The organism is Mucilaginibacter sp. P4_E8 (genome assembly GCF_056401495.1).
This window is the reverse complement of the sequence record NZ_JBFUJG010000031.1, coordinates 33,038-54,950: the sequence shown is the minus strand read 5'-3', so window position 1 is coordinate 54,950 and position 21,913 is coordinate 33,038. Positions and strand designations below refer to the sequence as shown.

Annotated in this window: 17 protein-coding genes; 9 read left to right on the top strand and 8 right to left on the bottom strand. The window is 40.7% G+C overall.

Annotated elements, in window-relative coordinates; genetic code table 11:
• The coding region (locus AC1DRQ_RS14080) for a DUF885 family protein (protein WP_477425344.1) at nt 1-825 on the bottom strand (825 nt) is incomplete at its 3' end.
• 89 nt (nt 826-914) lie between these two features.
• On the opposite strand from AC1DRQ_RS14080, the gene AC1DRQ_RS14075 reads away from it, so the two are divergent.
• Nucleotides 915-1,394 carry a DinB family protein gene (locus AC1DRQ_RS14075; RefSeq protein WP_477425342.1) on the top strand — a complete coding sequence of 160 codons (480 nt, stop codon included), beginning with the start codon at nt 915-917 and terminating at the stop codon, nt 1,392-1,394.
• A 125-nt stretch (nt 1,395-1,519) separates the two neighbouring features.
• On the opposite strand, the gene AC1DRQ_RS14070 is transcribed toward AC1DRQ_RS14075, so the two are convergent.
• The gene (locus AC1DRQ_RS14070) at nt 1,520-2,824 is read right to left on the bottom strand and encodes an alpha/beta hydrolase (RefSeq protein WP_429394262.1); all 1,305 of its coding nucleotides are present in this window, start codon (nt 2,822-2,824) and stop codon (nt 1,520-1,522) included.
• Nucleotides 2,825-3,200: 376 nt separating this feature from the next.
• Between AC1DRQ_RS14070 and AC1DRQ_RS14065 the strand changes: the two genes are divergently transcribed.
• Complete coding sequence (locus AC1DRQ_RS14065) at nt 3,201-5,549, top strand: TonB-dependent receptor domain-containing protein (RefSeq protein WP_477425339.1); 2,349 nt, start codon at nt 3,201-3,203, stop codon at nt 5,547-5,549.
• Between the two features lie 7 nt (nt 5,550-5,556).
• Here the strand turns inward: AC1DRQ_RS14065 and AC1DRQ_RS14060 are convergent, their stop codons facing one another.
• The 3 genes from AC1DRQ_RS14060 to AC1DRQ_RS14050 all read right to left on the bottom strand — a co-directional run bounded on the left by AC1DRQ_RS14060 (nt 5,557) and on the right by AC1DRQ_RS14050 (nt 7,118).
• Complete coding sequence (locus tag AC1DRQ_RS14060; RefSeq protein ID WP_477425337.1) at nt 5,557-5,772, bottom strand: KTSC domain-containing protein; 216 nt, start codon at nt 5,770-5,772, stop codon at nt 5,557-5,559.
• 43 nt (nt 5,773-5,815) lie between these two features.
• On the bottom strand, nt 5,816-6,202 hold the full coding sequence (locus tag AC1DRQ_RS14055; protein WP_477425335.1) for a DUF1634 domain-containing protein: 387 nt from the start codon (nt 6,200-6,202) through the stop codon (nt 5,816-5,818).
• Between the two features lie 79 nt (nt 6,203-6,281).
• A complete protein-coding gene (locus AC1DRQ_RS14050; RefSeq protein ID WP_477425346.1) occupies nt 6,282-7,118 on the bottom strand; it encodes a sulfite exporter TauE/SafE family protein in 837 nt (278 codons plus the stop codon).
• A 199-nt stretch (nt 7,119-7,317) separates the two neighbouring features.
• Between AC1DRQ_RS14050 and AC1DRQ_RS14045 the strand changes: the two genes are divergently transcribed.
• The 5 genes from AC1DRQ_RS14045 (at nt 7,318) to AC1DRQ_RS14025 (ending at nt 14,980) form a co-directional block, all read left to right on the top strand.
• A complete protein-coding gene (locus AC1DRQ_RS14045) occupies nt 7,318-9,162 on the top strand; it encodes a UbiD family decarboxylase (RefSeq protein WP_477425333.1) in 1,845 nt (614 codons plus the stop codon).
• Nucleotides 9,163-9,491: 329 nt separating this feature from the next.
• Nucleotides 9,492-11,207, top strand: a complete 1,716-nt coding sequence (locus AC1DRQ_RS14040; protein WP_477425331.1) for a gliding motility-associated C-terminal domain-containing protein — start codon at nt 9,492-9,494, stop codon at nt 11,205-11,207.
• 175 nt (nt 11,208-11,382) lie between these two features.
• Entirely contained in the window at nt 11,383-12,078 is a 696-nt protein-coding gene (locus AC1DRQ_RS14035; RefSeq protein ID WP_477425329.1) for a hypothetical protein, read from the top strand.
• Nucleotides 12,079-12,248: 170 nt separating this feature from the next.
• Nucleotides 12,249-13,628, top strand: a complete 1,380-nt coding sequence (locus AC1DRQ_RS14030; protein WP_429394242.1) for a M16 family metallopeptidase — start codon at nt 12,249-12,251, stop codon at nt 13,626-13,628.
• Nucleotides 13,629-13,642: 14 nt separating this feature from the next.
• Nucleotides 13,643-14,980: a M16 family metallopeptidase gene (locus AC1DRQ_RS14025; protein WP_477425327.1), complete on the top strand. Its 1,338-nt coding sequence runs from the start codon at nt 13,643-13,645 to the stop codon at nt 14,978-14,980.
• Between the two features lie 115 nt (nt 14,981-15,095).
• On the opposite strand, the gene AC1DRQ_RS14020 is transcribed toward AC1DRQ_RS14025, so the two are convergent.
• Entirely contained in the window at nt 15,096-16,196 is a 1,101-nt protein-coding gene (locus AC1DRQ_RS14020) for an AI-2E family transporter (protein ID WP_429394236.1), read from the bottom strand.
• A 139-nt stretch (nt 16,197-16,335) separates the two neighbouring features.
• Nucleotides 16,336-17,817: a glycine--tRNA ligase gene (locus AC1DRQ_RS14015; protein WP_477425324.1), complete on the bottom strand. Its 1,482-nt coding sequence runs from the start codon at nt 17,815-17,817 to the stop codon at nt 16,336-16,338.
• 171 nt (nt 17,818-17,988) lie between these two features.
• Here AC1DRQ_RS14015 and AC1DRQ_RS14010 point away from each other — a divergent pair, with 171 nt between their 5' ends.
• Nucleotides 17,989-20,598, top strand: a complete 2,610-nt coding sequence (locus AC1DRQ_RS14010; protein WP_477425322.1) for a T9SS type B sorting domain-containing protein — start codon at nt 17,989-17,991, stop codon at nt 20,596-20,598.
• 141 nt (nt 20,599-20,739) lie between these two features.
• Complete coding sequence (locus AC1DRQ_RS14005; RefSeq protein ID WP_477425320.1) at nt 20,740-21,405, top strand: ferredoxin reductase domain-containing protein; 666 nt, start codon at nt 20,740-20,742, stop codon at nt 21,403-21,405.
• A gap of 114 nt (nt 21,406-21,519) precedes the next feature.
• Here AC1DRQ_RS14005 and AC1DRQ_RS14000 read toward each other — a convergent pair whose 3' ends face one another.
• Nucleotides 21,520-21,762, bottom strand: a complete 243-nt coding sequence (locus tag AC1DRQ_RS14000) for a hypothetical protein (RefSeq protein WP_429394227.1) — start codon at nt 21,760-21,762, stop codon at nt 21,520-21,522.
• Nucleotides 21,763-21,913 lie beyond the last annotated feature (151 nt).

Below are 21,913 nucleotides of genomic sequence, written 5' to 3'. Positions count from 1 at the left end.
AACCTGCTGCGCAGTATTGGCCGATACTATTTCGTACTTAAATTTATCCTCATACAGATCCCTACCCAGCCTGAAACTGCGCGGATGGTCATTCTTTAATGCCTTTAACCAATCGGCATAACCTTTAATGGCCTGGGCACAAAGGGCTGCCCTATCCGTCATTAGTTTTTGTTCGGCTTTGGGGATATTGGTTTTCTTTAGCGAGTCGGCAAAATCTTTTTCAATCACTTCAAGTCCGCCCAGATTTTGCTCAATGGCCAGGCTGGTAAGTTCAGCAACCGGGTTTTTTATCTGCTTTTCGGCCTCTTTATAATAAAGTGGTACATTGACCATTCTTTGATAAAAATTACGTATACGCTTGGCAAGCGGTGCATAATGCTCATTAAGTATATAGGCAAAAGTTCCAATTACATTGTATGATGAGGGATCCCACTCGTAAGCTTTTAACTGTTGAATTTGCCATTGGGCGTACTCCAACTGGTTCTGCATCATTTTATAATCAATTCTGTTGGCCTCTGTAAGGCTGTTTACTTCAAAGCGGCTCAATGAATCAGTTTGAACTCTCACAAAATCCATCATTTTGTCCCGGCTCTGCCCATTAGGGATATATAGCAAACTATCATACTTATGATAGCCAACTGAGGTAGCCCAGTCAGGGTTTTGTTTCCATAAAGTCTCCAGAAAGGAGTTTTCATAAATGGTGAAAGCCGCATCATCCTTACCCATTAATGGTCCGCCGCCGCCATTATCTTTCTTACAACCCGTAAAAGCAACTATGAAAATTATAACAGCCAGTAATAGCTTTAAGTATATGTTTTTTATCACGAGATTATAAAATTTAGTAATGATGGATAAACTTAAAACATTTAAGGGATATAAATCAAACCATAGATAAATTTGTTACTTTAAACACTATGAAAACAACGAATAAAGAACACGATATTTTGATTGATGAACTGGTGCACCTGTTGAATGGAGGCAATGCCCATGCCGATTTACCAACGGCTTTAGCGAATTTGCCAGCCAATTTAAGAGGAGCCAGGCCCGATAAGCTACCCTACAGTATTTGGCAACTGGTTGAACATATACGCATTGCCCAGTGGGACATGCTGGAGTTTTGTAAGGATGGTAGCCACGAATCACCAAACTGGCCGGATGATTACTGGCCCAAAGAAACCAGTCCTGAAAATGAGGAAGCGTGGACCAGATCAGTTAAACAAATTGATATCGACAGGGATGAATTTATCGGCCTGATAAAAAATGGGGATCTGTTTGAGAAGATCCCGCATGGCGATGGACAAAACATCCTGCGTGAGGTTTTACAGGCTGCCGATCATAATGCCTATCATATTGCCGAAATTATTGTGATACGCAGGTTGCTTGGCGCCTGGTAGGATCGCACCGGGGGATTTGAATAATCACATTTGTCATGCTGAACGCAGTGAAGCATCTATTATACGACTTGCATATTTGTGAATAGATCCTTCGTTCCTCAGGATGACAAATGATTTATATAATATTACTTCACCTTATTTAAAAAGCTGATCATAGCTTTTACAAACTCGGGTTTAAGGGGCAGATCGGGTTGGTTGTAAGTGGCTGTATTTTGAGCTTTATCTGCCGGGGCTTCTTTTAAAACATGGTTCATGTTGGGTATAATGGCCAATACCGCATCAGATTTTGCTTTCTTTAGCTTTTCGGCATCGGCTACGGTTACCTGCAGATCAGTAGTACCCTGAACAATCAAAATAGGGATCTTTATTTTTTTGATCTCGCGGGTAGGGTTATACCTAAACCACGACATCAGGTATTTTTGTACGCTTGGCCGTGCAACTGAGTAAAGTGCAGGATCAATATTATCGGTGGTTTTACCCCTTTTCAAACTATCAAGCATACGGTTAAATCCATCGGCTATCCATTGGGGCTGTGATTTCATTTGCTCTGTCATGATCTTATCGGCCGAATCACCAGCACCAGCAACAGATATAAATGCCTTTATAGGCTGTTCATAAGCGGCCATCATACCTACCAATGACCCTTCGCTATGGCCCAGTATAATGATCTTTGAAAATCGCTGGTCGTCATTCAACATATTGATCAGGTTAACAGCATCTTCAATATAATCCTCAAACCGCAATTCAGATTCTTTTGTGGAGCTTACACTCTGGCCAACAAGGCGTTTATCATAGCGTAACGATGCATAGCCGTTTTTTCCCAACTCATTAGCTATCATTTTATAAACATTGGCTGATAGGCCCATTTTGGGGGCGTTACCATCACGGTCTGTTGGGCCCGAGCCGGCAATGATCAATACTACAGGCACTTTGTCTTTTACGTCTTTGGGTATTGCCAGCGTACCGGCAATGGAGCCCGACATGGTTTTTAATGATACCGGCGATTCTGTTATGGACGGATCAGTAGGTATAGTTGAAGTAGTTGTTGGGGCAGTAGTTGCAGGAGGCTGATATGGCTTTAAAAGCAAACCTGTAAACTGGTTTTGTGAGTTTACTGATAGGTTTAATAAAAATGTATTCTTTTGAAAAGTTGCTTTATAATAAGCCAGTGGCGCTTCATATTTTACAAAGTCGGTTTCAACAAGGTTGCCAAGCTGTCCTTTTAATTGCATGGTAGTGCTCCTGAAATTATCTAAAGGGAGGGCAGCTTTCATTTCGGAACTAAACATGTTAAAGATGCTGTCGGGCCGGTTAGCATTGTACAATTGTTTAAACTTGTTTAAGGCAATGGTATAATTAGCTGGTTCTGGTTGTGCAATTATTTTTGTTGCAAAACAGATGATCAGGATAAAAAGACTTACTTTCTTCATGTTTATGGTTATCAAAATTGTACAATGATCCGTTGGGCCGAAATTAATAAAAATTGAGTTGCTTTTATTTTAATTGAGCACACATGTTCCTTTTACAATCGTGAATTTTGTTTTATTGGAAATGCAAGCGCCGAAAACTCAAAACCGAGGCAACATTTATTATTTATGTATCTTAAATTGTCAATATGCAATTTATACGTTTTAATATATTGTTACTATATTGCGATACATTTTCAAATCAGGGAATATAGAAAATTTCCATACTAAATTATTAATGAAGGTTTTATTTGGGAGCTTGTTTTCGACCTTCTTGGCTGGCATGTGTTGTTTTTCTTTTGCGCAAACAAAACCTTCGGCACTACAGGGCAAAGTTTTGATGGAAAATAATGAGGGTGCAGAAGCTGCCACTGTTGTTCTCCTTAAAGCAGCCGACTCGTCCGTTGTAAGATCAACCCTGGCCGACAAAGCGGGTACATTCAGTTTTATCAATATCGATCCAGACTCCTATTTACTTTTGGCAACCAGTATAGGGTGCAGTAAAGTTTATTCGGGCCCCTACAAAATTGCAAGAGRCCAAAGCATAGCTGCCGCCAATATGATTTTAAAATTGGTAAACAGCCAGTTACAGGAGATCAAAGTTGTGGCACGAAGACCTTATATTGAAGTAAAGCCCGGAAAAATAGTTCTTAATATACAAAACAGCGTAATTGCCGAAGGCAATTCGGCTTATGATGTGCTCAGGCAATCGCCGGGAGTGCACGTAAACAGCGGCAACGAAACCCTGAGTATAAGTGGCCGGCAACCCGCATTGATAACCATTGATGGCAGACCAACAAATTTAACAGGGGATGACCTGGTAAATTTGTTGCGCACTATGCAAAGCAGCAATATTGATCAGATAGAGATGATCACCAGCGCTTCGGCAAAGTATGATGCATCAGGCGGGGGTATTATAAATATTATACAAAAAAAAGGCACTAACATAGGCAGTAACGGTACCTTAACAGCCGGCTTTGGCTATGGCAAATATTATAAAAGCCGGGCAGGTATTGTTTTTAATAACCGAAGCGCTAAACTCAACGTTTTTGGTAATTATACTTTTGAAGACAACAAAACCAGCCGCTATATTAATACCAACAGAAATATTACCTATAATGATATTTTAAGCAACTACAACGTTGATTATAATAATATTCAAACATCATACAATCATAATTTTAAATTAGGTGCCGATTATTCCCTTTCGCCAAAACAAACCATAGGAGTTTTAGTAAGCGGCATAGTACGCGAAGATGATTTTTTGAAAGACAATAATTTAAAGATCTCCAATCAACACAAGCTTGACTCGGTGATCATTGCTAAATCGACCCTTGACAGGGGCACCAGCTTTTTAAACTATAATATTAATTATAACGGGATACTTGATAAAAGCGGCAAAACCCTATCGGCCGATGCTAATTATTCAACTTACAGCCGCCACTCAAACGAGTACATAACCAACAATTTTTATACCCCAGCTGGAACCCAATACCGCGATTCGTTGCAATTGGAAAATCTATCCCCATCCCATATTCATATATGGACGTCAAAGATCGATTATGTGCACCCAATCTCAAAAACCGCAAGACTGGAAGCCGGGATAAAATATAACCATATACAGAGCGACAATAATTTAATATTTGGCCCACTGGTGAACAATGTTTACCGGGCCGATCCAAACTATTCCAACCGTTTTATATATACTGAAATTGTAAGCGCGGGCTATTTAAACTATGTAAATAAGATAGGGAAATTTGATATTACTGCAGGGCTGCGAGCCGAAAAAACAAACTCAATGGGTAGATCAATAGGCGTAGCCGAGATCAATTCGGTAACAAATGAAAACAACTACTTTAATCTTTTCCCGCAGGTGCAGTTAAATTATCAACTTGATAAAGAAAACAATTTTAACTTGAGCTATAACCGGGGTATTCACCGGCCCGATTATCAGGATATTAATCCTTTTTTATACTACACCGATTTGTATGACTACGTTTCGGGCAACCCTAATCTAAAACCCGAGTACACCAATTCAATACAATTGTCACACACTTACAATCAAACCTTTATAAGCACCTTATACTTTAATGTGACCAACGATGCGTATGATTTTCCGATTTATGAGCAAAACGATTCAACAAAGGTTAATATAACTATCCGCAGAAATTTTGGCAGGATATTCGTTTATGGCGCTACGTTTTATGCGCCTGTGCAGTTTAACAGTTGGTGGAATGCCAGCTTTAACCTTGATGCCTCCTACCAGCGTTATATAGCTTATGCCGTAAATGGGAATTTTAATAAAGGCTCGCAGGATATTATTTTTAACACTACACAAAATTTCACACTGAGCAGCACTGTTTTAGCCGAAGTTTCAGGAAGATATGAGTCGCCAACGTTATACGGTGTTAATCAGCTCAAACAAAGTTATACGGTAAACGCAGGTATAGGCAAGCAGATATTTGACAAACGCGGTAACTTAAAATTGAACGTTATTGATATTTTTAACAGTGATCGCGACAGAAATCATACTTTATATCAAAACGTTGATCTCAGAGGGATAAATAAAAGGGAAACCCGCCGCGTAATGCTCAGTTTCACTTATCGTTTTGGCAAAGCATCTATTAAGTCTGCAAGTAAGCATAATACCGGTAATGATGATGAGCTGCGAAGAACCGGCAATCAATAATACTTGATCACCTGATACGCAATTCGGGATACCTGCCTTTAATTTTGGTGACAAAAAAGTGGCCTAATGATTCGGCATTGATGAATTTTTTATACATGGTTGATGTAATGCCAAAGTATTGCCATACCCCGCCACTGTCCCTGAATTCCAGCTCTAAAATTTTGGCCGAGGGATCATAGCCTAAGCTATTTAATGCCGATGACTCTACTACGCGCCGTTGCATATATATTATAATATATGCAGTTCAAAAAATGTTTTAAAAATATTTAACCCGCGTGGCCGCTAAGCATACTTGCAAAAATAATAAGTAAAACCAATAAGGTAATGCCTGTATACAGGTAATCTTTTTCGAGCACAAAACCAATGGCCGAAAATACCACACGTATTACAGGAGTTGCAATAAGCAATACTATTCCTGCCTGTATGATGGCCCTTCCCCTTAAAGTAATAATGCCGTTAAATATGCCATGCGCGTTATGCACAAAATCAGGAACACCTTTAAATGTGCTATAATCAGCTGGTACTTGCCCATGCCGGTACAGGTATATTACACCACCAATAAATATAATGCTCATAGATAGCAGTACCCCAACGCGTAATATCCAGCCTATAACGATCTGCATATCATAATCTTTAAATGTTTTTGGGTTCATTGGTTTAATTGTTTATTGGTGTTATCTGTAAATAGTATATCTAACCTGTCCTGTGTTCACTAATGAACAAGTGAACCATCTATATTTTCCCTAAAAATCCGTTATATATCATTTGCGATGCCAAAAAAGTTACCACAATGGCAAATACCCAGCGCAACCATCCGGATGAGGTAGTGTGCACCAGTATTTTTGATCCGCTTAACGCACCAAGTAAAACACCTATAGCTACAGGCATTGACAACCCCGGATCAATATACCCTCTTTGCAAATAAACAACCGCACTGGCAGCAGCCGTTACACCTATCATGAAATTACTGGTAGTGGTTGATACCTTAAAGGGGATACGCATAATGGTATCCATAGCCAATACTTTTAATGCACCGGAACCTATTCCCAGCAAGCCCGATATAACGCCGGCAAACAGCATCATGAAAAATCCGCCACCAACATTTTTAACACTGTAAGCTACCGGTCCGTTTGCAGTAGGGAAACTGCTGTTCAACTTTAACTTTTCGGCCAGTTTGCTCTTTTCCCGGCTTATGTGTTCGGCCTTTTTACGTAACGACATGACAGCCGATGTAATAAGGATAACACCAAATAAAATAGCTATAAAATTTGTTGGGATATAAACCGCTATAAGCGCGCCAACCATGGCGCCGGCAGTAGTGGCAATTTCAAGGAACATACCAAGCCTTATATTGGTGATGCCCTCTTTTACATAAGCCGCTGCCGAACCAGATGAGGTGGCAATTACTGATACCAGCGATGCTCCAATAGCATAATGAATATCAACACGCAACACCAACGTTAGTAGTGGAATAATAACAAAGCCACCTCCTAAACCGGTTAATGAACCTAATAAACCCGCAAAATACGAGCCGATAAATATGATAAGCGTAAATACAATTACCGACATCATTTGCAGTCAAGTTGAACTGCGAAAGTAGCAAAATTTGATCATTTAAGTCATTGAATGATAAAGACATTGGGTATTAAAAATGTCTATATTATCTACAGACAAAATAACTAACAACATAATGGTCTGAACAGTAAATACATGGCCTGAAAGTAAAAATGACTTAATGCCCCAATGACTAAATTTACTACTTTCGTGCATGGGTTATAAAAGTTTACAGGCTTGCATTACCGATCTTGAAAAAAATGGTCACCTGATACGTATAAAGGAGCAGGTTGACCCATATCTGCAAATGGCGGCTATCCATCTGCGTGTATTTGAAAATCAGGGTCCGGCCATACTTTTCGAAAATGTTAAAGGCAGCAAGTTCCCGGCTGTATCCAATCTTTTTGGCACACTGGAGCGGTCGAAGTTTATTTTCAGGGATACCCTTGATAAGATCAAGACCCTGGTTGACCTCAAGAATGATCCTATAAAAGCTGTTAAACATCCTTTTAAATATGCGGGTGTAGCACTTACCGCTTTATCGGCCCTGCCTATGAAAAGTCGTGTCGGTGCTCCTATTAACTTTGGCTATTGCCAAATAAGCGACATCCCCCAAATAGTGAACTGGCCTATGGACGGCGGCCCCTTTGTAACCATGCCGCAGGTATACACCGAAGATGCCGATAAACCCGGCATTATGGACGCTAACCTGGGTATGTACCGCATTCAGCTGGCCGGTAATGATTATATATTAAATGAGGAAATAGGTCTCCATTACCAGCTACATCGTGGCATTGGCGTACATCAAACCAAAGCAAACGCAAAGGGACAACCCCTAAAAGTGAGCATATTTGTGGGCGGTCCACCATCGCATCCAGTGGCTGCGGTAATGCCACTGCCCGAGGGGTTATCAGAAATGACCTTTGCCGGGGCATTGGGTAACCGTCGTTTCCGCTATTTTTATGATGATGAAGGGTTCTGTATTTCGGCAGATGCTGATTTTGTGATCACCGGAACAGTAATGCCCCATGATAATAAACCCGAAGGTCCTTTTGGCGACCACCTGGGCTATTACAGCTTAAAACACCCTTTCCCATTGTTGAAAGTGCATAATGTGTACCACCGTAAAGATGCCATATGGTCGTTTACGGTAGTTGGCCGTCCGCCGCAGGAAGATACGAGCTTTGGAGCGCTCATCCATGAGATTAGTGGCGCAGCCATACCTAAGGAGATCCCTGGTCTGCATGCAGTTAATGCGGTTGATGCTGCCGGTGTTCACCCGTTATTGTTTGCTATTGGCAGCGAACGTTATACGCCTTACATTAAAGAGCGCAAACCACAGGAGATACTGACCATTGCGAATCATATATTGGGTAAAAGCCAATTGAGCCTGGCAAAATACCTGCTGATAGCCGCACAGGAAGATGATCCGAATTTGGATGTGAATAACATTGCCGCTTTTTTAAACCACATATTGCAACGGGTTGATTTAACCCGCGACCTGCACTTTTACACCCGCACAACTATTGATACCCTTGATTACAGTGGCAGCGGACTAAACTCAGGCAGTAAGGTAGCCATCACAGTGGCAGGCCATATTAAACGCAAATTATGGACAGAGCTGCCATCCTGGTTTGATTTGCCCAGGCCTGTCAATAATTATAAAATGGCCATACCAGGTGTGCTAATGGTTGAAGTGCCCAGGCATATAAACCATCAGGATATAGACAATATTATCAGTATCATAGAATACCGCTTAAAAGAAGAGGAAGAAGAATTAAGCGGCTTGCCCCTGATAGTGCTTTGTGATGATGCCGCTTTTGCTGCCGAAAATATAAACAACTTTGTTTGGGTAACTTTTACCCGCAGTAATCCATCGCATGACATTTATGGCATTGGCAGCTTTACCGAACATAAACACTGGGGTTGCACCGGTCCGCTGGTCATCGATGCCCGTATTAAACCCCACCATGCCCCTGTGCTGGAAAAAGACCCCGAAGTTGAAAAACTGGTTGATAAAATGGGCGAAAAGGGCGGCGCCTTGTATGGGATAATTTGATTTTAAATTAACCGTATCAGTTTTAGTTTTAAATACAACAATGTCAATACCCATGTAAGGTTTTATATTTATATTTACCTTATAATTTTTTGTCCTTGCCTGTCACCAATACTGTTTCTTTTACAAAAAGAACTATACTCCTTTTCGTCTTTCTGCTTTTAGCATTTGTTAAGAGCTATGGTCAGCAATTTTATGTTGCAACTTCAAGTGGCTCACTGGAAAGGGTCACGATAACCAACACTGGGATAATATCGGTACCCGTTGGGGGCTGCGGATACGGCAGCTTCTTTTCAATTGCTATTTCGGGCAATAAAATTTTTTATAATTCGATGTATGGGACATTATACTCAGGTGAAATAACCGGGGGAGATACGCCCAGCATAAGTAATTGTATCAGTATTGCCTCAAGTGTAAGTGGAAATGCCCTCACCATTGATAAGCAGGGAAATCTGTATTTTGTTAGCGGCAGTAATTTATTTTCACTTGCGCCAAACACTACGAACCCTGTATTATTAGGCACCATGCCTTATAGTGCAGGTGGGGATCTGGTATTTTATAACGATGAGCTATACATGGCAGCTAACGAGGGAGGGATTGTTAAAGTATCCATCACTGATCCGGCTAACAGTACCATGTATATACCTATTCCCGGTTCAATTTTTGGTTTAACAGTTGCTTCAATAAACGGAGTTAACAAGGCATATGCCTTTTTAGGTTCAACAATTATTGAGCTGGATATGGAAAACAAGACTGTAAAAGGCACAATTGGCACCTTGCCTTACTATCCCTATGATGCTGCGAGCGAAGTAGAAGCAGGTGCTATACCCGTTATTGAGATACAGGATATTAATATTACCCATGAGTGTGACGTACTAAACAAGGGGCACGTAGAGATCACCACTAAAGCCCATAACAGTCAATATACTTATAAACTAAATACTGGCCAAAGTAATCAAACAGGTATTTTTAATAATCTTGCTCCGGGTAATTACCATGTTACCATCACATCCAATGGTGCAGAAGCAGCACTAAGCAGCGATTTTAATGTTCCTGATTATTTGCTCAGTAATCCGATAATAACAGCTACCAAAAACAATCCGGTATGTGATGTTAAAGGTAAAATTAAACTGGATGCAGGAGCAGCTAATGCATCTTATAAAATAAAGTACAATGACCAGGTTTTTGGCTTTGATCATACTTTTACCAGTTTAGATCCCGGCAGTTATCACTTTACTATTTTAAAACCAAATGGATGCATTGCCGATGAAAAGGATTATACCCTACAACTGGATAATTGCCCGCCTATAACCATTAACAATGTACAAATACAGGCTGAATGCAACACTTACGGACAAGCCAGTGTAAAAGTGATTACGCAGGATCATCCCGATACTTACACTTATACCTTAAATAATGTGAGTAACAATACAGGGGTATTTGATTTTCTGATACCGGGCACCTATACGCTAACGGTTACCTCATCGGGCGGCGACCATACAGAACAGCAGGTAATGGTTCCTGATTTTACGTTAGATAAGCCTGCGCTAACTTATAAGGTTAAAGCCGCGGTGTGCACACTACTTGGCGAAATAAAGTTTAGTATCAATGGTGATGGTAAAGGTGCTGCAAAGGTGAAACACGGTATTGATGTATCTTCAATTGATCAAACTATTAAAGGTTTAACCCCAGGGCCAAATCATTTTACCATACTTAACCAGCAGGATTGTATTTTAGATGAAATAGATGTTGATATAACGCAGGATAAATGCGAGCCGGTTATTTTCCCCAATACATTCACCCCTAATGGCGATGGCATAAATGATTTTTTCAGACCTAACCAGGAAAGTAACCCACTCAATTTTAAGCTTTTCATATATAATCGCTGGGGTAATCTGTTGTTTCAGTCTCAAAGTATTTATAATGGCTGGGATGGTACTGCTAAGGGCAACCAGGCTCCTTTTGGCGTGTACTATTGGATTGCCACTTATAACATGCCCGATGGCAAAAGCTCCCGTCAAAACGGAACCGTTACCCTGATCAGGTAAGGAAAAATCCACGAAATCATGGCAATCCTTTAATCGTATAAATCAAGGCCCAGACAAAAAAATCAACGTAATCAACGGTCAAAAATTCCGATGATGCTTTAATCGCACTAATCAAAATTGAAAAAAATCAACGTAATCAACGTAATCACCAAAATCAACGGTTAACTTTGCCATTATGAAGAATTTTCTGTTTTGTTTTATAATTATGCTGGTTGCTTTTGGTTGTTCAAAAAGAGAAGTACCGCATTACACCATATCAAGGCTGGTTAAAAGCGACACAGCCAGTAAGCTTACTGTTAATATCAATGGCCGTTTAAGTCAGGCTGACCTGTTGAGCATTGCCTCAAAAATTAAAGCAGACAGTTCGACATTACCTAACCTGTTGCTTTGTTACTTATTACCCGGTCATAATGATAAAAATACCGGCGACAATAATTTTTATGCCACCGCCAAATACCCTAACAAGGATTTAGTAACCATGCAGGACACACTAAAGGATGCCGACGGCAATGCAGTACGATTAAAAATTACAGGTTTAACAAGCCAGGTGGCTAAGCACCTGCTTGGTTTAAATCCAAAGGAAATAACGGGCAAAAACATTTTGGGCCGTTTTGTTGACGACTATAACCAAACGGTTATTATCCCTTTTACCGAACCCAACGACCCTAAAAAGGAACTGTATATTCTTGAACTGGATACCGCAGGCAAAGTAGTTTCGGCAACGGTACCTATGCGTGATAATAAAGACGGGGTTGAAAAGCTGATTGTAACCCACCGTGGTGATTACTGCACCTTAAAGGATAGTGTACTTACCCAGTACTCTATTGACGATATGGGGTTGCCATATAATAGTATCAAATCGGGTATTTAAATATAGCTTGCCCGTATAGCAACAGCTTAGCGATCAATAAAATGTGCGAAAATCACTTATGGTGAGGCTATAGCTGAAAAAGCAATTCAAATATTTAAAACCTTCACGTTTTATAGCACGTTTTATAGAATATACCGATATATTTATAATGTTTAAAATATTATAAGTATATGACCCGGAATTTTACCAAAATTTTAGCACTAAGTGTTGCTGGGGTGTTTAGCTTTTGCTGTGCAATTGCACAACCCCGATTGCCGGAAGGTTACTTCTGGAAAAAACTTTCAAACGGATTGGAAGTAGTGGTTATTGAAAACAGCAAGGTGCCACTGGCAACCATTGAAATTGCTGTAAAAAATGGAGCCTATACCGAGGGCCCTGAATTTAGCGGCTTATCGCACCTTTTTGAGCACATGTTTTTTAAGGCCAACAAGGATTATCCTAACCAGGAGGTATTTTTAAAACGCACGCAGGAGTTAGGCGCCATTTGGAATGGTACAACCGATGTGGAACGGGTTAACTATTATTTTACTTTTGACAGGGATAGCCTTAAAGCAGGTTTAAAATTCATGAACGCCGCCATCCGCTTTCCGATATACCGCGAAGAGGACATGAAAAAGGAACGCCCTGTAGTTGACGGCGAGTTTCAACGCGCCGAGAGCGACCCGGGTTTCCAGCTTTGGTTTGGTATACAGCAAAAGCTTTGGGGCGATCTCATCACCCGCAAAAATCCTATTGGGATACATGAGGTGATCAATACGGCCACGCCCGAAAAGATGATGGTTATCAAAGACAAGTATTATTTCCCGAACAATAGCTTGCTTACCATCTGCGGCGATGTAAAACATGAAGCAGCTTTTGCCCTTGCCGAAAGTATATTTGGCGATTGGGCCAGCAGCGGCTTTAATCCGCACGAAAAATTTCCTATCCCACCGTTTAAACCGCTAACAAAGAGTGAGTATTTTATAAAGGAAAGTACTATTGCCCAAACACCGTACATCCAGTTGTCATGGCAGGGGCCTTCTTATCTAACGGATTCGGCTTCAACCGTTGCTGCTGATGTGTTCTCGACCATTCTTGGGTTAAACTCGTCAAAGCTTCAGCAGGCCCTGGTTGATAAGGGATTGGCAAGCGGCGCTTATGTAAGCTATACAACCAGCCGCTACGTTGGCCCGGTTGATGTTACCATAATTCCAAATCCCAATAAATTAAAGGAGTGTTACGATGAACTGATGAACCAGATAAACCTGTGGGTTAAGGCCGACTATTTTACTGATGAACAGTTGAATGACGCCAAAGCTATTTTACTGCGCAACAGCATCCATCAAAAAGAGAAACCGTCAAGATTACCCAGCCAGATGAGCTATCAATGGTGCAGCACATCGCTTGATTTTTATACCGATCTGGATAACAATTACCAGAAAGTTACACGGGCCGATATACAAAAGTACCTGAGCACCTATGTAGTTGGTAAACCATACGCGGCAGGTATTATTATAGCACCAGAGTTAAGTAAAAAACAAAATGTAGCTTCATTTTTTGTAGCTAAGTAAATTTAAATCTTATCATGATGAAGAAATTAGTGTTCAGCCTGCTAATTGCAGCGGCGATAGGAAATATAAAAACAGCACAGGCACAAAATAAAGCTTACGAAACCACAGTTGATGGTGTAAAGGTAATTGTGCAGCCAAGCGGCAACGATATTGTAGAGATACAAACCATTATAAAGGGCGGTGTGCAAAATTATAGTGCCGCCAAAATGGGCATCGAATCGATGGCGATGAACGCGCTTACCGAGTGCGGAACTATAAAACACGATAAAAATAGCTTTAAAGATCAGCTGGATAAAGTAAGCGCTACTGTTGATGGCAGCAGTAATAAAAATTACTCTATACTCAGGATGAATTGTATTAAGGGTGATTTTGATGTAGTATGGCCTTTGTATGTGGAGGCATTAACGCAACCCCGGTTTGATGCCAAGGAATTTGCCCGCATTAAAGATGATGCTATAAGCAATTTGAAACAAGCCGATTCTCAGCCGGATAATGCCATTGATAAATATGCAGACAGAACAGCATTTGCTAACCGCGATTATGCTAAAGACCCTAACGGAACGGTTGATATTGTCACTAAGCTAACCCCCGAAGAAACCAAGGCTTATTATCAGTCAATATTGACCAGATCGCGAATGGTGATCGTGGTAGTGGCCGATTTGGATAAGGCAGTTATCGAAGCCAAAGTAAAGGCAATGCTTGGCGGCATAAAACAGGGCCAGCCGTTTGAGTTTAAAAAATCCTTTTTCAGGGTGTATAAAAATTCATTCAATGCCGAATCAAGAGATCTGGCTACCAACTATGTAGAGGGGATTACCAGCGGTCCGCAACCCGGCACTGCCGACTTTGACGCATTTAACGTGGCCATGCGCATATTCAAGGACCGTCATTTTTTAGATGTACGTACCAACAACGGTTTGTCATATGCGCCACAAGCCTGGTTTAGCGTGGGCCAAACATCGGTTGCCAAATTCTCGGTATCAACCACCCAGCCAGATAAATATATTGCTGTGTTTGATAAACTGGTTGATAAGATAAAAACAGAAGGCTTTAAGCCCGAAGAGGTTGCCAACATGAAGATCACCTACCTCACCGGCTTTTATTATAAGAACGAAACCAACAACGCTCAGGCATCGTCCATTGCATCAAATGAAGTGTTATTCAATAACTGGAAACGCTCATTAACACTGGTAGACGATGTTAAAAAATTAACCCTGGAGCAGGTAAGCGATGCTTTCCGCAAGTATATTAACAATATTGTATGGGTTTACCAGGGCGATCCTAAAAAAGTGAATCAGTTATTGTATATCAATGGTACTTTAAATAAAGGCGATAACCCGGTTAGCCATTAATAAGTTTAAAGTCAAAATTAAAAAGTCAAAAGGGTTTGGTTTTGCACCATCCACTTTTGACTTTTTTGTTTTAGATACTGCGTATGCAACTGATTTTGAGTTTTAGTTTTTGAATTTACTTTGCTGGTAATACGACCTTTTTCTTCCGTCCCCATATTTCGCCTTTATAGCGGGTAGGTACGGTATCGCCAAGTAGCTTACCCCAAGGTTTAAGATCATCAATGCGGTCAAAAATGATCTTTATTACAGCTATGAATGGTATGGACAAGAACATGCCCGATAATCCCCACAGCATATTGCCTAACAGTACAACAATAATGGATATGAGCGCGTTGATCTGTACTTTTGAGGAAACTATACGCGGTACCAATATATTATTGTCAATAAACTGGATAATCAGGTAAGCTATAATAACCCCTAATTGAGTAGAGTAACCATCCTTCGTAACCGTAGCCATCAGTACAGGTAAGGCGATAGCTATGATACCGCCAATGTAAGGCAACAGGTTTAATATAGCGCCTATAACACCAATCAGGATCCCGTATTTTACGCCTAACAACATCAGCGCGGTTGAGTTAAGGATGGCAACTATAGTCATCTCGATCAATAAACCCTGAATATAGCTTTGTATGGCCATTTTAGTTTCTTTTAAAACATCAGCCACCTGTTTGGAGTTTTCCTCTGAAAATATTTCAAAAACAAAATTAAGTATAAGAGTTTTGTAGAACAGGATTAAAAAAACATATACCGGTATCACAAATACCAGCCCGAACACGCCCAGTACCGATCCAAGTGTACGACCCACCAAAGCCTGGCTGTTATTCATGGCATCTTTGATCATTTGATCCTGCTTTTGAATAGATAGATTGAATGTTGCAGCAACCCAACCTTTAAATGTAACAAACAACTCAGCAAATTTTTGCTTGAGCATGGGCAGCGAATCGCCAAACTGTATGATCTGGGTTGAAAGAAAATAGAATAAGGCCACTATTAGTACAGCGCCAATGAACATGGTAATAATAATGGAAAATATTTTGGGCACTTTATGAGCCAGCAGCCAGTTGCATACAGGGTTAAGCAGTATGGCGATAAATGCAGCAAACGCCAGCGGTATCAGCACATCGGCCAGTTGCGAAAAAACGTAAACCAGCAAAATGAGACCGAATAGGATCACGGTATTTTTTAAATAAAATGGGTATTCTTTTGCAGCAGGCATATCGGCAGGGAAGTTTAATTTAACATTAAAGAATAGATGAGGAAAATTGTTTTAATAAGTATAATGAACCACCATTTCACTGCAATAAAAAAAGGCCCGCTGAATCAGCGAGCCTTCATATATCTAAAAGTTTAGCTTATTACTTCAATAGGTTTCTCCAGCTAACCAGGTCGCCAATGATCTTGTCAAGCTGATCTGCGGGAACACGCTCCTGCTCCATGCTATCGCGGTGGCGTATGGTAACGGTATTGTCTTCCAGAGTCTGATGGTCAACCGTGATACAGAAAGGTGTACCAATGGCATCCTGACGGCGATAACGTTTACCGATAGCATCTTTTTCCTCGTACTGGATATTGAAATCAATCTTCAGCTTGTCCATGATCTCGCGCGCTTTTTCGGGCAGACCATCTTTTTTGGTAAGCGGGAAAATAGCGGCTTTAACCGGGGCCAGGCAAGGGTGCAGGCGCAGCACGGTGCGGCTATCCTGTTTTTCGTCGGTGCTCAGGTCTTCTTCCTCGTAGGCATTAATCATTGTAAGCAGGAACATCCTGTCTAACCCGATAGAAGTTTCAATTACGTAAGGAATATAGTTACCATAAGGTTTATCTGTTTCAGGGTCAACCTCAGGGTCAAAATATTGCAGTTTTTTACCTGAAAATTTCTGATGCTGACTTAAATCGAAATCGGTACGGCTGTGTATGCCTTCCACCTCTTTAAAGCCAAACGGAAATTCAAATTCAATATCAAAAGCCGCGTCGGCATAGTGGGCCAATTTTACATGTTCATGGTAACGATACTTGGCGGCATCGGTTCCCAGGGCAAGGTGCCATTTAAGGCGTGTCTCTTTCCATTGATTAAACCATTCTTTTTGTGTGCCGGGGCGTACAAAAAACTGCATTTCCATCTGCTCAAATTCGCGCATACGGATAATGAACTGGCGGGCAATTACTTCGTTACGGAAAGCTTTGCCAATTTGCGCAATACCGAAAGGGATTTTCATCCTGCCTGATTTTTGAACGTTCAGGTAGTTTACAAATATCCCCTGGGCAGTTTCCGGACGCAAATAAACTACATCTGCATCATCAGCAACAGCGCCCATTTGTGTGCTAAACATCAGGTTAAACTGGCGTACATCGGTCCAGTTGCGGGTACCGCTTACCGGGCAGGCTATTTCATGTTCAATGATCAGGTCTTTCAGTCGCGGCAGGTCCTCATTTTTAAGGGCCTCATCCATATCATGCTGCAATTGTTCGGCTTTATCCGTTTTGCCGTCCTTATCATACCGATCAATCTTATCTTCCAGCAGTTGATCGGCACGGTAGCGTTTTTTTGAATCTTTATTATCAATCATCGGGTCGCTGAAACCATCAACGTGCCCGCTGGCCTTCCATATTTTAGGGTGCATAAATATGGCCGAATCAATACCTACAATGTTATCATTCATTTGCACCATGGCTTTCCACCAGTAGGTTTTGATGTTGTTCTTTAATTCGGCACCAAACTGGCCGTAATCATAAACAGCGCTTAAACCATCATAGATCTCGCTCGAAGGGAAAACAAAGCCATATTCTTTGGCATGTGATATAACATTTTTAAAAAGTTCGTCGGTTGATTTGCTCATAATAGCTGCAAAGATACAATTTAGGTGCAAAGGTTAAAGGGGAAAGGTTAAAGCAGATAATGAACCTTATTGAGTTGTTTAATTTGGAGTTTATGAAGGTATTAAAATGTGTGGTTTGATTAAAAAATTCGATGAAAAAGCTTATTTTTCCCTGAATTTTACCTTATCATATTGCTGATCAAAACTATAATGCACCCGCTGTTTTCTATTCCACGYATTGCTGCGTTGATACTTATTTCCATAAACTTTTTTACAGGAAATTTATTTGCCCAGGCACCTGTTATTAAATATACAACCCCGCAAAGTTATACTATTAATGCACCAGTATCCGCTTTAGCGCCTACTAATACGGGGGGTGCAGTGCCTGCAAATGTATATGGAGCGGTGAGCACACTGGCTGGCGGAAGGGCACCAGTTACTTATGATAGTTTTGGTACTGACGCAGGTTTTAACTTGCCATCGGGCGTTGGCACAGCTACAGATGGTGTCATTTATATTAGTGATTATGGCAGTGGCGCAATAAGAAAAGTAACGCCGTTGGGTAATGTAACTACCATAAACAATGTTGGTACGCCAGCCTCGCTCACTTTAGATAATCAAAACAATATTTACATATCTGATTTTCAAAGCAACAATATTTTTAAGATAAGCTCCAGCGGAGTAAAAACAGTTTTTGCCGGCAGCGGTACGGCTGGTTATCAGGATGGAACAGGCACCGGTGCAAGTTTCAATAGCCCCGGGGGCATCACGGCCGATGATTTAGGTAATATATATGTGGCAGATCAGCAAAATAACAGGATCCGGAAAATAACACCGGCAAGAGTTGTTACTACCATTGCTGTCACTGGCCCTGCCCCCGGATTTAACAACCCCGATGGTGTAGCTGTTGATAAGCAGGGGAATATTTTTGTTGCCGATACCAAGAATAACCTGATACGAAAAATAACACCAACCGGCAATGTAACTACTTTTGCCGGTAGCAGCACGGCTGGTAACATGGATGGTACAGGTATAGCCGCGGCTTTTAATTATCCAACAAGCCTGACTTTTGATGCATCGGACAATTTATTTGTGGCCGATTATAAAAACCACCTCATTAGGAAGATTAGCCCTGCAGGTAAGGTAACAACCATAGCTGGCACAGGCAGCGGAGGCGCAGTAAATGGTATTGGTACCGCTGCCAGTTTTAATTATCCCATTGGTTTAGCTTTTGATGGAAGCGCTAATTTATATGTAACCGATTTTGGGAATTATTTGGTGCGCAAAATAACTTTAAGTGGTTACACCATTGATAAATCATTACCGGCAGGCCTTGTATTCGATCCTAAAACCGGCATTATTTCAGGTACGCCAATAGTTTTATCGCCCCCAACAAATTATACCATAACCGCTTATAATGGCAGCGGCAGTAACAGTACCATAGTAAATATCCAGGTAGTACAGGATGTCGCATTATTACCATCAGTTATTACTTTCCCCCCTCCCGTAGTTGTTCATATAGATCCTGATAATATTTTACATCCTGGTGCTACAAGTACCAATACAGAAACCCCCATCACTTATACCAGCAGTAATCCGGATGTGGCTTATGTGGGAGCAGACGGACAAATTCATGTTATTGCCCCCGGAGTAACTATTGTTACAGCCTATCAAAGCGGCAATGAAAACTACTCGCCTGCTACGCCGGTTCCCAGAACTTTTACCATTACTCAGGATCAGGTGATCAGTTTTCCGGCCATTCCTGTTAAAAACACCTGCAGCGCTGATTTTCCTACAGGCGCCCAGAGTTCAAATTCCACCATTCCACTTACTTATTTAAGCAGCAATCCTGCTGTGGCTACCGTTTCAGCAACCGGTAACGTGCATATCATTAGTCCGGGAACAACCACTATTACCGTATCGCAAAACGGAAATACCTTGTTTAATGCTGCTATCCCGGCATCCCAGGTATTAACTGTTGCCGACCTGGTTACACCTTCAGTACATATAACACCCGACGGCTATGGGAGTTGCGACGGTTTAACCTTAACCTATACTGCTATACCGCTTAATGCCGGGAGTAACCCAACTTATCAATGGAAGCTAAACGGCCAAAATAGCGGAGATAATACAGCTGCTTATATCAGTAGCACTTTAAAAGATGGTGATATCATTACCTGTGTGGTTACTAACAACGATGGATGTATCCCGGTAAGCTCACCTGTATCTAACCCGGCGAGTTTAACATCATATCCTTATACCACAATTTCAGTAACCATTACTTCATCAGTAAATGGAGCTGTAACTATCGGTACTCCCATTACATTTAAGGCAATTCCATCAGCTAATTTACAAGATAATCCCATTTTTCAATGGCAGGTGAACGGACAAAACGCCGGCACCAATAGTCCCAACTTTACTACCAAAACTTTATTAAATGGTGATGTAGTTACCTGTACAATGATTTCGGGTGGCAAGTGCGTAGCGAACCCGTCTGTGCTCTCTAACGCTATAACGGTTTCTGTATCATATACATCATTGATTGTTATTCCTAATACTTTTACACCAAATGGGGATGGCATTAATGACACCTGGGAAATAGTTGCATTATTGGCTTACCCCCATTGTACCATAAATATTTATAATCGTTATGGTTCAATTGTTTATCGATCCATTGGTTACCAGCAGCCCTGGGACGGAAGAACCGGGGGCAAGCCTGTACCCGGAGGCACGTACTATTATGTCATCAATCCTGAAAATGGAAGCCCGAAGCTATCAGGGCCTATTACTATAATCAGGTAATTATAAAAAAGGTTTAAAATCATCTCAAATTTCATAGTTATTTTTATATTCAATGCTTTTCATGTACGTATATTTATCATAACCTAAAACTAAATATGTATTAATTCATTATCATATATAAGCCAATTAATTCCCCGATCCATGGAACACATCGTTAGAATACTTGCTATTAATAACGTTACCCACAACGTAAAACAGTTTATTATTGAAAAGCCCGATGGTTTTACATTCACTCCCGGACAGGCAACGGAGCTATCAATCAACCAACCGGACTGGGAGAACGAGAAGAATCCCTTTACTTTCACCTGCCTTACCAATGCCCATTACCTGGAGTTTACTATTAAAATATACACCGACCACAAAGGTGTTACCAACCACCTGGGCGAATTGAAAGTTGGTGATGAATTAATTTTAAGAGAAGCCTGGGGGGCTATTGAATACAAAGGGCCAGGTTATTTTATAGCAGGCGGTGCAGGCATTACCCCATTTATTGCCATATTAAGGCAACTGCATAAGGACGGCGAGCTATCAGGAAATGCTTTGTTTTTCTCCAATAAAACTGATGATGATATTATTCTTGCCGATGAGCTTAAAACCATGCTGGGCGACAATGCTCATTTTACAACTACCCAACAGCAAGGCGGCAATAATGATCATCGCCGTATTGATGCCGAATTTTTAAACGCTGAGATAACTGATTTTAACAAACATTTTTACGTTTGCGGCCCCGACCCCATGGTTAATGAAATAATCGAAACATTAGCAAAATTAGGAGCCAATGCTGATTTTATTGTTTTTGAAAAATAATTTATATACCGGCTTTTACATGGTATCAAAAAAAGAGATAGCCCATGAACAATAAAAACTCATGGACTATGAACCATAAGCCACCATCCATGAACTATCAAATTCTTTTTTTTACTAAGCGTAACGATTTTTTATATGGTATTCAAGCTGGGCCATTATGTTATCGTCCAGATTACCCAGGCTGCAAACAAAATCGCATTCTTCATTAAAATTAACTTCTGCTATAATTTTACCCTGATCAACCACGCGGAACCTTCCTGCTTCGTTGGGTAAAATAGCTACAATGCGTTCATCATCCTTAAAATTGATCAACACATGAAACTGGCGTTGTGGTATAAATGCTATTTGCTGTAACATAAAACCCCCTTTCCCTTGTTAAAAAATATTAATAAATATCAAGAGCATTGATTACTATAAAGTTAACGAATTTAGTTTTAATTAATTGTTATGTTTTGTAGCATTTTTTGCTCCAAATATTATAATAACTTTAGCCCGCAATAACTATGCT